The sequence below is a fragment of the Ruminococcus sp. YE71 genome (genome assembly GCF_900119155.1).
Taxonomy (GTDB): domain Bacteria; phylum Bacillota; class Clostridia; order Oscillospirales; family Ruminococcaceae; genus YE71.
Map to the genome: position 1 here is coordinate 1 of NZ_FPIR01000037.1, position 12,880 is coordinate 12,880.

At 46.7% G+C, this 12,880-nt stretch carries 14 protein-coding genes and 2 pseudogenes; 12 read left to right on the forward strand and 4 right to left on the reverse strand.

Annotated features, from left to right (window positions below; genetic code table 11):
• The 5 genes from BT142_RS18060 to BT142_RS18080 form a co-directional block, all read left to right on the forward strand.
• On the forward strand, positions 1–793 hold a 793-nt coding region (locus BT142_RS18060; protein ID WP_072419550.1), incomplete at its 5' end, for an ABC transporter ATP-binding protein.
• 13 nt (positions 794–806) lie between these two features.
• Entirely contained in the window at positions 807–1,601 is a 795-nt protein-coding gene (locus BT142_RS18065; RefSeq protein ID WP_072419551.1) for an ABC transporter permease subunit, read from the forward strand.
• 12 nt (positions 1,602–1,613) lie between these two features.
• Positions 1,614–2,399 (forward strand): ABC transporter permease subunit, encoded by a 786-nt coding sequence (locus BT142_RS18070; protein WP_002587446.1) that lies wholly within the window; start codon positions 1,614–1,616, stop codon positions 2,397–2,399.
• A gap of 45 nt (positions 2,400–2,444) precedes the next feature.
• Complete coding sequence (locus BT142_RS18075; protein ID WP_072419552.1) at positions 2,445–2,618, forward strand: cysteine-rich KTR domain-containing protein; 174 nt, start codon at positions 2,445–2,447, stop codon at positions 2,616–2,618.
• 81 nt (positions 2,619–2,699) lie between these two features.
• On the forward strand, positions 2,700–3,017 hold the full coding sequence (locus tag BT142_RS18080) for a hypothetical protein (protein ID WP_242940047.1): 318 nt from the start codon (positions 2,700–2,702) through the stop codon (positions 3,015–3,017).
• A 296-nt stretch (positions 3,018–3,313) separates the two neighbouring features.
• On the opposite strand, the gene BT142_RS18085 is transcribed toward BT142_RS18080, so the two are convergent.
• A complete protein-coding gene (locus BT142_RS18085) occupies positions 3,314–3,640 on the reverse strand; it encodes a relaxasome subunit MobC (protein ID WP_072419553.1) in 327 nt (108 codons plus the stop codon).
• A 352-nt stretch (positions 3,641–3,992) separates the two neighbouring features.
• On the opposite strand from BT142_RS18085, the gene mobQ reads away from it, so the two are divergent.
• From mobQ to BT142_RS18115, 6 genes are all read left to right on the forward strand, one after another.
• Positions 3,993–5,372 carry a MobQ family relaxase gene (gene mobQ / locus BT142_RS18090; protein WP_072419554.1) on the forward strand — a complete coding sequence of 460 codons (1,380 nt, stop codon included), beginning with the start codon at positions 3,993–3,995 and terminating at the stop codon, positions 5,370–5,372.
• On the forward strand, positions 5,308–5,946 hold the full coding sequence (locus BT142_RS18095; protein WP_072419555.1) for a hypothetical protein: 639 nt from the start codon (positions 5,308–5,310) through the stop codon (positions 5,944–5,946). Before mobQ ends, BT142_RS18095 begins: the two co-directional genes overlap by 65 nt.
• Positions 5,947–6,440: 494 nt before the next feature.
• Positions 6,441–7,973, forward strand: a complete 1,533-nt coding sequence (locus BT142_RS18100) for a bifunctional DNA primase/polymerase (protein WP_207645664.1) — start codon at positions 6,441–6,443, stop codon at positions 7,971–7,973.
• Positions 7,957–8,457, forward strand: a complete 501-nt coding sequence (locus tag BT142_RS18105) for a MarR family transcriptional regulator (protein ID WP_072419556.1) — start codon at positions 7,957–7,959, stop codon at positions 8,455–8,457. The genes BT142_RS18100 and BT142_RS18105 overlap by 17 nt, the downstream gene beginning before the upstream one ends.
• A complete protein-coding gene (locus BT142_RS18110) occupies positions 8,454–8,663 on the forward strand; it encodes a hypothetical protein (protein ID WP_072419557.1) in 210 nt (69 codons plus the stop codon). The genes BT142_RS18105 and BT142_RS18110 overlap by 4 nt, the downstream gene beginning before the upstream one ends.
• Positions 8,664–8,677: 14 nt before the next feature.
• Positions 8,678–9,070, forward strand: coding sequence for a DUF6075 family protein (locus BT142_RS18115; RefSeq protein WP_072419558.1), 393 nt, complete (start codon positions 8,678–8,680; stop codon positions 9,068–9,070).
• 112 nt (positions 9,071–9,182) lie between these two features.
• Here the strand turns inward: BT142_RS18115 and BT142_RS18120 are convergent, their stop codons facing one another.
• The 3 genes and pseudogenes from BT142_RS18120 to BT142_RS18130 all read right to left on the reverse strand — a co-directional run.
• Positions 9,183–9,791 (reverse strand): hypothetical protein, encoded by a 609-nt coding sequence (locus BT142_RS18120; protein ID WP_072419559.1) that lies wholly within the window; start codon positions 9,789–9,791, stop codon positions 9,183–9,185.
• A gap of 513 nt (positions 9,792–10,304) precedes the next feature.
• A pseudogene (locus BT142_RS18125) lies at positions 10,305–10,607 on the reverse strand (helix-turn-helix transcriptional regulator); the annotation flags it as partial.
• Between the two features lie 81 nt (positions 10,608–10,688).
• A pseudogene (locus tag BT142_RS18130) lies at positions 10,689–11,705 on the reverse strand (tetracycline resistance ribosomal protection protein Tet(W)); the annotation flags it as partial.
• 476 nt (positions 11,706–12,181) lie between these two features.
• Between BT142_RS18130 and BT142_RS18140 the strand changes: the two are divergent.
• Positions 12,182–12,796, forward strand: a complete 615-nt coding sequence (locus BT142_RS18140) for a TetR/AcrR family transcriptional regulator (RefSeq protein WP_072419562.1) — start codon at positions 12,182–12,184, stop codon at positions 12,794–12,796.
• Positions 12,797–12,880: the final 84 nt, after the last annotated feature.

Below are 12,880 nucleotides of genomic sequence, written 5' to 3' on the forward strand. Positions count from 1 at the left end.
GTTTTTCGGCTTCATTGGCCCCAACGGTGCAGGAAAATCCACCACCATCCGCACGCTGATGGGCCTGATCCATCCCAGCGGCGGCAACGCCTCTATTTTCGGTCTGGACTGCCAGACCAAGGCCAGTGTCATTGCCAGAGATGTGGGCTACCTTCCCAGCGAGAACAGCTATTATGAAAACATGAAGGTGCGGGAACTGCTGCAATACACCGCTGACCTGTACGGCATGGACTGCGAAACGAAAATGTATGAGCTGTCTGAGCGCCTCAATCTGGATCTGACCCGGAAAATCGAAGACCTGTCTCTGGGTAACAAGAAAAAGGTGGGTATCGTGTCTGCCATTATGACTTCACCCAAACTGATCATTATGGACGAACCCACCAGCGGGTTAGACCCACTGATCCAGCAGGCTTTCTACGATATTCTGAAGGAGGAAAACAGCCGGGGCGCTACCGTGTTTTTTTCCTCCCATGTGCTGAGTGAGGTACAGAAACTGTGTGACCGGGTGGCCATTCTGAAAGAAGGACATCTTATTGGCATACAGCCCATCAAAGAACTGCGTGAGAGCGGCTATAAAAAAGTCACTCTGAGTGCAAAGGAGGCTATCCCTCGCGATTTCTTTAATTTGTCCGGCATTGCGAACTATGCGGAGACTGCGGACAAGACCTCTGTTTCCTTTATGTATAACGGCAATATCACGGCGATCATTGACAAGCTTCACCTGCTGCATTTGGACGATGTGCTTTTGGAAGAGCCCTCTCTGGAGGAGATCTTCATGCACTACTACGAGTAGGGAGGTGTCAGGCATGATCATTTTGAAATATGAACTGAAAAGGCACCGCAAATATATTTTGGGTTGGGCCATCGCCTTGGCTCTGTGTGTTTTTGTGATGACGCCTACCTATTACAGCTTTATGGATGTTTCCACCGGAGACCTCTATGAAACGCTGGGTACGAGTGATTTTTACAAAGGCGTTGGTGTGTCCATGGAATATCTGACCTCACCGTTGGGCATTTATGCGTTTCTTACCAGCTTTTTTATGATTGCGTCCGGTATTTTCGGGATGCACTTCGGTATCGCCATTCACACCAAGGAGTGCTCGGAGCGAACCTCTGAATATCTGTTTACAAAACCCCATACCCGAAAAACGATTTACTGGGCAAAGGCGTTCACGGTTTTTTTCGGCGTAGTGGTCGTGAGCATGGTATATCTTCTCGCCTCTTTTTTGGCGCTGGCCCTGTTCCGCTCCGGCATTGACTGGGGAGAGTTCTTTCTGATTGCTCTTTCCCTCATGCTGGTCACGCTGTTCCTTGCAGCTATGGGGCTTTTGGTTGGAATTCTATTTTCACGCAATCGAAGCCCACTTTTGACTGCCGGGTTAATTGTCTTTGTCGAGTACTGCGTCACCAGCTTCTCCAACATTGTCAGCAACCGTGCCATTAGTTTTCTGTCCCCGTACTCGTTCTTTAGTGCGGCTGAGATTTCCAAATCTGGCTTTTATGAGTTGGATTACTTGGGATGGTGTGTACTGCTGTTTGCCCTGTTTTTGGTGCTGTCTTATCGTGTCTTTTTGAAAAAAGACATCCAGTTCCGCTCATGAGGGGGTGCAAAGATGAAAACATTGGTGAAAAACGAATTCCGCCAAACCAGAAAGACCCTGCTGATCTGGCTGGGGATCATGTTACTGCTGTGCGGATTCTGCTATTTTGAACTTTTATCCTTGAAGGACAGTCTGGATGAGATGGCCCGGACAGTCGGCCAATTTCCTCGCTTGATCATGATCATGTTCGGTGTGAAAGGGGATCTCACGACTGCCCTTGGTTGGTACGCGTGTATCTATTTTTGGGAGGGGCTGTTGGCCTTTGCCTATGCAATCTCTCTGGGCCTGTCCTGTGTGGCGAGGGAAAAGAAATTTGGAACATCCGAATACCTGTTCACAAAGCCTGTGGAGCGGAAAACCATTGTTCTGGCGAAGGTGATCGTTTCAGCAGTGAACCTGCTGGTGTTCGCCCTGTTCAGCGGCGTGTGCAATTATTTCACGATCGTTCTTCCTTTGGGCGGTCTGGATCAGCCGGGAGCGGTGCTTTCCACAACGATGGGAATGTTCTTTACCCAGCTTCTCTTTTTTGCCTTGGGTCTGCTGTTTGCCAGCCTTTTCAAATCTTATAAGGCCGCGGTACGCGCCGGTACGGTTTTCGTATTGGCCGCCTATGTGTTGGCCTTTACTGCCGAGTACACAGGGAATCGTTTCTTGGATTATCTGACCCCTCTGCGGTACTATGATGTGTATGAAGTAGCACTAAATGGCGTCTATCTTTCCTACATCGTCTTAACAGTACTCATTGTGGGCGCGTGTGTAATGGTTTCTACAAGGCGGTGGAAACTGCGTGAGTTGTAAATGTAATTGTCCATAGATATTCTATTATCTGATGAAAAACAAAGAATGAAAAAAAACGAATGGCTATTATGCCCCAACTGCAACAACAAAACGAGAATTAAAATCTGTGATAATACAGTACTTGAAAATTTTCCGCTATACTGTCCGAAGTGCAAACGGGAAATAATAATCAGCGTAAAACAATTCAATACCACAGTTATCACAGAGCCAGACGCATAGACGCAGAGCCGATAACCCGTTAGCCTTGTGCTGCGGATTATCGGCTCTTTTTGCTTTTAAGATAGAAAAGGAGACAAAACCATGAGTAATTCTATTAAAGACAGCGCACAGGCTTTCGCCGTCAATCAAGTGCTGAAATATGTTGACAGCAATCCGCAGGAAGCATTCCCCAAGTTGTTAGATTGGGCGGATAAGTTCGATAAGGATAACCTCTATCTCACACAGCGCCAGCAAATCCGTAAGGTGATGGAGCAGCCTGACAGCAACTGGATGCGCCTGATCAACAGCCTTTGGACGGACATTGATTCTGAAGTCCGCAAAGTGTTCTTCCGCAATTTTATTGTCAATGCATCTCTCTTAGGCAGCCGCAAGCAGGTGGCTATCATTTCCTTTTTTTAACAGCAATAGAATTATACTATAAAATTCGGGGAAATTCTACTTCATTGCATAAAATCGTAATATTTAAGGCAATATCAGAGCGCACAACCATAAAGAATCGATACAGTTATTTTTATACTATGATACAATCGGAGCGAGATAAGCAGCGAGGTGAACAGCCATGAACATAAAAGAACTTTCAAGGGAACTTGAAGTATCAGAGCAAGCCTTGCAACCGCAGAAAGTCGGGAAAATAAAAACACAAGACGGACTACCACAGCAGCGGAAAGCCCGTCTTTTTCTTTTCTTTCTGATAGTTATTCGTTCTCTGTTTTCGGCTCAGCGTTATCTGGAGCAGCGACCGCAGGAGCAGACGGGAAGTTATTCATAGCTTTGGTGAAGTAACCGCCTCTATTGTCTTGACCTTTGAGGAACGCCGCAAGGCGTTCAATATCGCCATCGACAAACTCTCTGCCGAGTACGCTGTAAATCGTACCGCCGACTTCTATCAAGTGGCGAGTGCGTATCTTTCTTTCCTCTGCCGACTTCTTTGCTCTTAGCTTTTTCTCTTGCGCCTTTAGCTGATTTTGCTTTTCTTTCAGCTCTGCTATACGTTCATCAATCGAGCGTTTTTCAGTTGCCATAACAGCACCACCTTTCCTTGATATTATACCATATTTAAGTTTTGCAGTCAAGCTATTTTCTTTTTCAGTTGCGTCGTAGCCGTTACGGGCTTGACAAAGCTACGATTTTATGCTAAAATAAGTTTAGCACCCTTGTAAAGGGCGCACTTATACACCACCTCCACTACGCTCCGATGGTGTATGACAGTGCGCTCTCCGAGGGCGGGGGCTTTGCCCCTCGACCCCACCAAAAGGGACGCTGCCCCTTTTGGAAATCCCCGCAAGGCGAGGTGCTACCTCTCCTTGACCTCACCGCAAGAGCGTTCCACTCTTGACTTACCTTTTTATCTTTCAGAGAAAGGAGTGTTGCCGAATGGCAATCTATCATTGTAGTATCAAGATAGGCAGTAAAGCAAATGGACAAAGTGCAGTTGCCGCAGCAGCATACCGAGCAGGTGACGAGCTGAAAGATAAAGAAACGGGCTTAGTGTCCGACTACTCCCGAAAGGGCGGGGTTGTGTTTTCTGAAATCTCATTGTGCGAAAACGCTCCTGCTGAATATGCCGACAGAGAAACCCTTTGGAACGCAGTCCACGAAATCGAAAAAGCCAAGAACTCACAGCTATGGAGAGAGTTCGAGGTTGCACTTCCGCAGGAGTTGAGCCGAGCCGAGCAGATAGATACAGTTCGTGATTTTGTCAAAGGCTTGACCGAGCAAGGAATGTGTGTCGATTGGAGCTTACACGATAAAGAGGACGGAAACCCCCACGCTCATATTATGGCTACTATGCGGAGCATAACCGAGGACGGCAAATGGGCACCCAAGAGCCGCAAGGTGTATGACCTTGACGAGAACGGCGAGCGCATTTTTCAAAAAGTCGATAAGTCGGGGCGCAAGCAGTACAAGAACCACAAGGAAGATTACAACGACTGGAACAAGAAAGAGCGTGTCGAAGAATGGAGAGCGGCGTGGGCTGCCTGCTGCAATGCCAGGCTTTCCGAGCGTGATCGGATAGACCACCGCAGCTATGAACGCCAGGGCATAGAGCAAGAGCCGACTATCCACGAGGGCTACGCCGCAAGGAAGATTGCAGCCGAGGGCAAGCCCTCGGAGCGTGTTCTTATAAACGAAGAAATCCGAAAGAGAAATAATATGCTAAAACAGCTTGCCGAGCAGCTACACAACATCGAGCAACAGCTTGCCGAGCTTATCAAGGAGAAAGGAAGTGCAGCTATCAATGCAGGAAAACAACGAATTGCCGACCTACTCGCCCGAAGAAATAGAACAGTTGATAGCAATGTGCGAGGAACAGCAGACACAGATCGAGAGCCTGCTGACGGAAAAAGAACAGCTGCACTGTCAGACACAGACACTCTCATCAGACAAGCAGAAGTTGAGCGCAGAGCTGCAATCCGCAGTGCAGGACTTGCAGAGAATGAAAGTGGAGAACAGGAACTTACAGCAGAAAGCGCACCAACTGGAACAGCAATCGAGCGAGGACGAGCAGCTCTTACTCGTTCAGCAGCTAACCGCCGAGCTGGAGAGAGCGAACTTGACAAATCAGAAGCTGACACAGCAAGTGCAGCAGCTCACCGAGCAGAACGTGATGCAGAGCGAGAGCGATTTGCAGCTGAAGAACGCCGAAAAGCTGAAGAAGAGAGCAGAAGAAGAGAAGAAGAGCGCAGAATTGCAGAGGAAGAAGAACGAGAACGCAGAAAGAACCTTAAACGAAAGGGGTATATCGGCAGATAGGCGTGAAAGAGCCGTATCTGAAAGAGAAAAGAACATCGCCGAAAAGGAAAAGGACGTACAAGCCAAAGCCGACAAAAGGATAAAAGACGAAAAAGAGCGCATACAAACGTGGGAAAGCAACCGAGCCGACAGAGAAATCGAGAGCTTTCGCAATCGGTTCATAGGCATTTTCATTGTAATCTGCCTTATTTGTGGGGCGCAGCTCGTCCTCAATGCTGTAAATCCCGTTGACTTTACGGTGCTTCAATCGAGGTGGGAGCTGTTGCTTGACCTGTTCCGCAGCATACCAACGTGGAGTTATCAGCGTATGGGCATAACGGCAGCAGTCTCTTTGGTGGTGCTGATCTTCTTCGGCTATCAGTATTTTAAGCGGTTTCGTGATGAATTCACCCTATTTGCGATACTTGCCGACCTAACAATAATCGAATACGCCGCCCCTCTGATCGTGGACAGCGGCTTTCCGCTTTGGGCGGCTTTCGGCATAATTCAGATAGTCTATGTCATTATCCGTGATTTGAACGATGACAGCAGCGGAATACGGTGGTTTCTCGACACAATGTCGGGCAACCGATAGACAAAATCCGATAAGTTGCGACAGTTTGCAACAAATGCCACTGAAAGCTACTACAAGCCCCACAGAGCCACGCTAACCGTGATAGTAAGAAATACCCCTTACACCTCTTAAACGGCATACAGAGCCGTACAGAGCGTGTGAGGGGTAGTATTATCGCCACTTCTTATTTGAAAGAGAATGTGCAGAAAATGTATTGATAATCTAAGCCCCCTATGCCGCAGGTATCCCGCAAATAAATTTGAAAACGTTACAAAATCATATTGACAAACATCTCAATCAATGCTATAATGAAAATGTGCAAAAAATATATTGATAATCTAAGCCCCCTATACCGTAGGTATCCCCGTAGGGGCAACGGAACCATTTAGAGTGTTTGTGTGAGCGTTTCTTCTTTTTCTTTTGGTTCTTTTCTTTTTCTTCTCCAAGAAAAGAAGAAAAAGAAAAGAACGTGTCCTGCAGGACTGAGGTGTCTCTGTCTAAGTGAGGTGGTCTGTATGTCTGATAGCGTATTAAATAACTTCCGTGACTGTTATGATCTGCTCTCCAATGTGTACGATCAGGTCAACGGTGAGGATTTTTACCGCTATATCTTTCCCGATAACGAGAACTCTGGTGAGCTGTACAGCGATTTTTCTCACCCGAACGCTATTTATCTTTATCAAGACGAGCAGGACGAGGGTTCTCAACGGCGTTTGCGCCGCAGAATAATGCTTAATGATACTTGGGCTGACGATTATCGGGACTATGTTGAGTGTAACGGTATGACCTTGTGCAGCGGTCTGACTTATCACAGCCGCAGCAACAAGCTCCAGTATGCTCAGACGATGAACGCCCTCATATTTGACCTTGACGGTGTCGGGCGCAAGGAACTGGAGCGTGTTTTGGAGCGTACAACTGGTGCAGGAGAGGTGTACCGCAGTATTCCAAAGCCGACTTTCATCGTTTTGAGTGGGCGAGGGCTGCACCTGTACTATGTTTTTGACGAGCCTATCGCCCTTTATCCGAACATAAAGCTTCAAATGAAGTCCTTAAAGCACGATCTCACGTTCAGAATATGGGAGTATAAAGGCACTTCGCAGGTCGAGAGCATTCAGTATCAGAGCATCGGGCAAGGCTTTCGTATGGTCGGCAGCATTAACAGCAAATATGGAAATACCGTCACAGCCTTTAAGACTGGTGAACGAGTAAGCCTTGAATTTCTCAATAGTTACGTTATTAAGCCCGAAAATCGGGTAGATGTGAACCGCCCTTACCGTCCGAGCAAGATTGACCGAGCCGCTGCTGCGGAGCTTTATCCCGAATGGTATCAGCGTGTGGTTGTCGAGGGCAATAAACGTCCTGCTAAGTGGAATATAGGCTATCGGAAGAAGAAACAAGTCAAGGACTATGCTCTTTATGAGTGGTGGAAACGCCGTGTGACCGAGATTGAGGGCGGACACCGTTATTTTTACCTTATGTGCCTTGTGATATACGCCTGCAAGTGTGATGTTCCGAAGAAACAGCTCAAAGCTGATATGCAGGAGTGCTTTGACGTTCTTCGGACGTATAAGCACGATAACGAGCTGACACAAGAAGATGTGGATAGTGCTATGGAGTGTTATTCCAAAGATTATTATAACTTTACCATAGCCGACATCGAGATTTTAACTGATGTTCGTATCGAGCGCAACAAGCGGAACGGTCGCAAGCAAGACGTTCATCTGAAAATTGCAAGAGCCACAAGAGATATAGTTAATGATAATTGGCGTGAGGGCAACGGCAGACCAATCAAGAAGCAGCTTGTCTATGATTGGTTGTGGGAACACCCTTTCGGGAAGAAAATCGAGTGTGAACGTGATACTGGATTGAGCCGACATACTGTTTTGAAATGGTGGTCCGAGTGTCAACGTGAAGTTTTCCATAGAATGGACGAAGAAATACTTGAATTTTGCATGGAAAGTAAATATACCAAAGAGGATATAGAGCGTATGCTTTTAGAAGCTGCTGAGATGGAGAAAGAGGGTGAACCTGATGGGCAAGACGATTAAACAGATTGCTGATGAACTGGGTGTGAGCAAGCAAGCCGTTACAAAGTGTATCGACAACCTCGGTTTGCGGTCAACGCTAACTAAAAACGCCAACTGTTTTATGGTTGGCGATAGTCAGGAAAAGGCGATAAAACAAGCGTTTGCGGCACATCAGACCGCCAACCAAAGCGCCAACCAAAACGCCAACCAAACGCCAACCGAGTTGGCGGCGGTGATAGGCGTTTTGCAGACCACAATTGACACCTTGCAAGGGCAGCTTGCCGCCAAAGACGATCAGATCAGAGGGCAGCAAGCTCAGATCGAGCAGCTAACCGCCGCTCTGCAACAGCAGACTTCCGCTTTGGAGAGTACAACCGCAGCTCTGACCGCTGCCCAAGCTCTGCACGCTGTGGACAAGAAAACTTTGCTTGCTATCGAGGAAAAGCAGAACGAACCTAAGCGGCACTGGTGGCAGCGTAGACGAAAGGAGCAGACCGAGGAATGAACGAGCCGAAAAAAAAGAAAAATCGGGGCGGAGCGAGGGCGGGCGCAGGAGCAAAGCAGAAATACGGCTGCAAGACCGTCACAATGCGTGTTCCTGCTGATATGGTGGACGAAATCAAGGCTTTTATCTACAAGAAAAAGCATATCGAGCCTAAGCAAGAGCCTGAAAAGGAGTTAGAGGGTCAAGTGACCTTTGAAGATATATAAAGGAGGAACATACAATGATATTCTATGATGAAGCCCACGAAACCTCATATAATGATATATGCAGTAAAATGAAGCACCTTGACTGTTATCATCGTTCTTTGGCGTATCTCCTCGCCCTCGATACTGTTCTTCGGGAGCATATCGAAGCTGTTTTCGACTTCCAAGAGGACGGCATCAAGCGTGACGGTCTGAACAAGGGCTTTCAGACAGGCACTTCGATGAAAACAACACGCCTTGCCTTTAACCTTTGGAACGGCTGCTATGATGACGGTGAAACCTATATCGGCAAGGACGGCTATGAAACGGAGCTGCCGAGCAGCTACTACACGCCCGATCAGATCTTCTGCTGCAAGGACTATGCGCCTTATTACTGGCAAGCGATACAGATACGCTTTGAAATGGCATGATGTACATAAGAGCCGTGTTGTCAGCACGGCTCTTATGGGTGGGTATTTTTGGGGTTGGGATTGGTTGGCGGTTAAATGGATTTATGCTGAATTATGAAATTGTTCTGATGTATCAGAGTATCATGGTAAGTGGGTTGGAACCTTTGAAAGCTGATTCATAGATATCGGCTCCTGAGGTAAGTCCGATGTAGCTCTGATCGGGGGCGAAGTTGGTGCTGGGGTTGCCGATCTTAAGAATTGAGTTAAAGTGCATATTCAATATGGGCGTTACATCTGTGATATGTGCTAGCATCTCAGCCGTCAAAGTATTTGTATCTATTATCTGTAGTATTTCGAACTTCAGCGTCGGAACCTGCTTGCGCTGCTTGTTCCGGATAAAGAGTACAAGGGTATTCGGTTTCCACTGCCATTTGTTGATATCCCCGGTTATGGGGTAATAGGTGTACCCGAACTGCGTGGCAGAAGACTTGAAAACATATGCGATGTCATCAGCTGTATACGTCCTGTACATGGTCGTCGGGGTGCCGTTGTCGTTGAAGATCCTGAGGTTGAGAGGCTTGGTCGTCAAGCGGTTTGCTATGCCGATGTCACGTTCCTGGCGTACAATAGTGTTAATGGAGTGGGGCTGAGGCTGACCTGTCTGCGCTTCGATATAGCTGTTCGTGATGATAGTCCTGGTGCTCGCCCCATTTAAAGAATTGAGAGTCTTTTTAGCAATCATAAAACATCCTCCTTATTGATTGATCTTGTCTATCAAAGTGTATTGCGGTATGTAATGTAAGGCTTAGAATTGCTTCACATTACATATCTATCTTATCAGATGGATATTAACAAATGAAGAAGAAAATGTAAAATATGTATAAATATTGCATTCCGGGCTTCAAAGCAGCTACAGGGTGCAAACTGAATGACGTTTTATGAGCCATGCCCGTCGGCTTTTAGCAAAGTGAGAGTGAGCCCTGATGTGCAAAGCTATCGTCAACTGCAACTGAGCTTTGATGACCTTGAAAAGTGGAAGAACAGCGTATATGCGAAAATCGTCAAGAAGTGCGGTTCTCGCCGTTATTTGGAGACTTGGGCTAAAGATATAGCTGATATAGCAAACAGGCACATTGAGGAAATCAAGCTCCTGATAAAGAAGCCTGAGATTGCTCCAAAATTCAAGGAGTTCCTGAAAGCATTACAGCAAAACCTCAATTCCTCTATCAAAACAACCGATGCTATTGAGATGCTCGCCCAGCACATAAAAAAGTCCAATTGCCATATCGTACTTATTAAATTGTCGTTTCTCCTTTTTTTCATATGTTTCCATCTTTGTTATTACCTCCTTCGCAAAATCGTCCATGTTGACTCCAAAAAGAAAGCAAATTTTTTTCAACATATTTAAATCGGGTTCATTAACATCTCTCTCCCAATTCGATAGTGCCTGCCGGGTAACATTCAATTCCCCGGCTAGTTCTTCCTGTGTCATTCCCAATTGTGTTCGCAGATGACGTATTTGCTTTCCTGTTGTAATATTCGTCTGTTCCTGGTTCAAAATAGTTTCTCCTCTCTGATACTGATTTTATCAATGATATTTCGCAATAGCCAGCAATGAACGCTTGCATTGCGCAAGACGTTACATTATCTTCTGAAACATATAGCGCACCTTGTCCAGGCGGCTGTTTGGACGGCGGGGCTGGATGACTGGCTTGCCGACAGCGGCCTGATACCCTTTCAGTTCTGTAAGGCATACGCTCTGCCCGTTGGTGTAAAAGGCCAGATCAGTACGGTATGCCTGTATACAGCGGGCGGGAATCTCGCCAGTAAAGACAACTTCATCCTTTTTTACCTGGACCGTTTCGATGGTGGCACAGTATTTCGGTGCATCATGATAAGCCCTGGAAAGATATTCCCGGGGCGCATAGAGGGTGAAGGAGAGATAAGGTTCCAGCAGTTGCGTCCCTGATTCCTTCAATGCCTGTTCCAATACAATCGGGGCCAATGAGCGGAAGTCCGCCGGCGTGCTGACCGGACTGTAATAAAGCCCGTATTCAAAGCAAATCTTACAGTCCGTTACGTTCCAGCCGAACAAGCCCTGCTCCAGCCCGTAACGGATACCATCCCTGACAGCGTTTTGAAAACTCTGGTTCAAGTATCCCAGCGAAACCCGGCTCTCGTATTGTACACCGGAGCCAAGCGAGAGTGGTGTAACAGACAGTCCTATGGATGCCCAAAACGGGTTGGGCGGCACCTCGATATGGATGGTGTGGCTGGCTGCTTTGAGCGGCCGCTCCATATAAATGACGGAGGGTTCCTTTACCACTGTTTCAAGCTTGTATTTTTCCGACAGCAAAGCGGAAACAACCTCCAACTGCACCCGGCCCAAAAAAGAAAGAATGATCTCATGGGTGATGGAATCCACTTCGCAACGCAAAAGCGGGTCAGTATCCGCAAGTTGCGTAAGAGCGTCCAGCAGCCGTTCTCTTTGCGCTGCCGTTTTCGGCGCAATCGTCGTCCGCAGCATGGGGAGGGGGTCCTCGCGCCACCTTTTACGAGGGAGCCGGGTTTGGTCCCCTAATACATCGTTTAACCTCACGCTGTCGCTGGGAAGGATAACAATTTCACCCTGATAAGCGGTGTCTGTCCGAACAATTTAGGTACTTGCTTTCCTAAAACTGATGTGATACAATGATTTAATCCAGAAAAGGAGTAAAAAATATGCGGCAAGGTATTCTTAAATAAAACTATAATCAAATAGTGGGAACAAAGGATTATGATAGCTCCTTTTGTAGGGGCTTAGTTTTTTGTACCCAATTTAAGAATACTTTTGCCTTATCAATTTTGACATATCCCCAAAAACAGCAATCACAAACAGGTGTATGCTGTATATGTGTATGTCCGCAACTTATAATCCCCAGTGGTAAAAGTATTTTAGTAGTATTTGAACGAATTACATTTTCGTGCAACTGCTGACTTGAACACACCGGTACTTTCGAGACTAATCTTCGTTGATCTAACAGTATAAAAAGAAAACTTTTGAATTATACTCCAAAATACTTGACAGATTCGGTTATTGGTGCTATACTCTAAATAACCGAAACGGTTAATATGTAAAAAGGAGGAAATGAATTGGACAAATTTTTGGCCCTGACCGAAGAAAAGAGATTGACCATTCTCAATGCGGCGTTCCAGTGCTTCGGCAAGTTTGGTTATGAAAAAGCCTCAATCAATGATATTGCGGTAGCCGCACACATTTCCAAAGCGTCTGTGTTTCAGTATTTCGGCAGTAAAAAGCAGCTCTACATTTACCTACTGGAATACTGCAAGAAAATCATAGAGGGAATATTTGACAAGGAATCCCTCAATTCCCAAACAGATTTGTTCGACAGAATCCTGGCATCCAGCCGCATGAAAATGGAGGGGCTCCAAAATCAGCCTTTTATCTTGCAGTTTATTACCAGTGCCTGGGAGGAAACTTCTCCCGAGGTGGCAGATACGCTAGCGATCCTGACGGAGGAGGCCAGCGGATTCCGAAACGATCTTGTTCTGCGGGAAGAGGATGCTTTGAAATTCAAAAACCCGGAGGATGCCCAGCCGGTCTTTCAAATGCTGCTTCTGATGGCCGAGGGCTATGCGGCCCGGTACCGTGGGGCGGCGTTCGATTTTCAGGCTGTCATGGAGGATTTTGAGGAGAACATCGCAATTCTGCGGAAAAATTTTTATAAGGAGGAGTATCAAAAATGAGTGAGCAAGCAATCGTCTTAAACCAGCTGACCAAGCACCATGGAACCCATCGGGGGATCAATGACCTCAGTTTCTCGGTGAATG

Coding starts and splice junctions, on each gene's coding strand:
- BT142_RS18070 (WP_002587446.1), top strand. CDS start 1,614: ATGAAAACATTGGTGAAAAACGAATTCCGCCAAACCAGAAAGACCCTG.
- mobQ (WP_072419554.1), top strand. CDS start 3,993: ATGGCAATCTATCATTGTAGTATCAAGATAGGCAGTAAAGCAAATGGA.
- BT142_RS18115 (WP_072419558.1), top strand. CDS start 8,678: ATGATATTCTATGATGAAGCCCACGAAACCTCATATAATGATATATGC.
- BT142_RS18110 (WP_072419557.1), top strand. CDS start 8,454: ATGAACGAGCCGAAAAAAAAGAAAAATCGGGGCGGAGCGAGGGCGGGC.
- BT142_RS18100 (WP_207645664.1), top strand. CDS start 6,441: ATGTCTGATAGCGTATTAAATAACTTCCGTGACTGTTATGATCTGCTC.
- BT142_RS18065 (WP_072419551.1), top strand. CDS start 807: ATGATCATTTTGAAATATGAACTGAAAAGGCACCGCAAATATATTTTG.
- BT142_RS18105 (WP_072419556.1), top strand. CDS start 7,957: ATGGGCAAGACGATTAAACAGATTGCTGATGAACTGGGTGTGAGCAAG.
- BT142_RS18080 (WP_242940047.1), top strand. CDS start 2,700: ATGAGTAATTCTATTAAAGACAGCGCACAGGCTTTCGCCGTCAATCAA.
- BT142_RS18075 (WP_072419552.1), top strand. CDS start 2,445: ATGAAAAAAAACGAATGGCTATTATGCCCCAACTGCAACAACAAAACG.
- BT142_RS18085 (WP_072419553.1), bottom strand. CDS start 3,640: ATGGCAACTGAAAAACGCTCGATTGATGAACGTATAGCAGAGCTGAAA.
- BT142_RS18120 (WP_072419559.1), bottom strand. CDS start 9,791: ATGATTGCTAAAAAGACTCTCAATTCTTTAAATGGGGCGAGCACCAGG.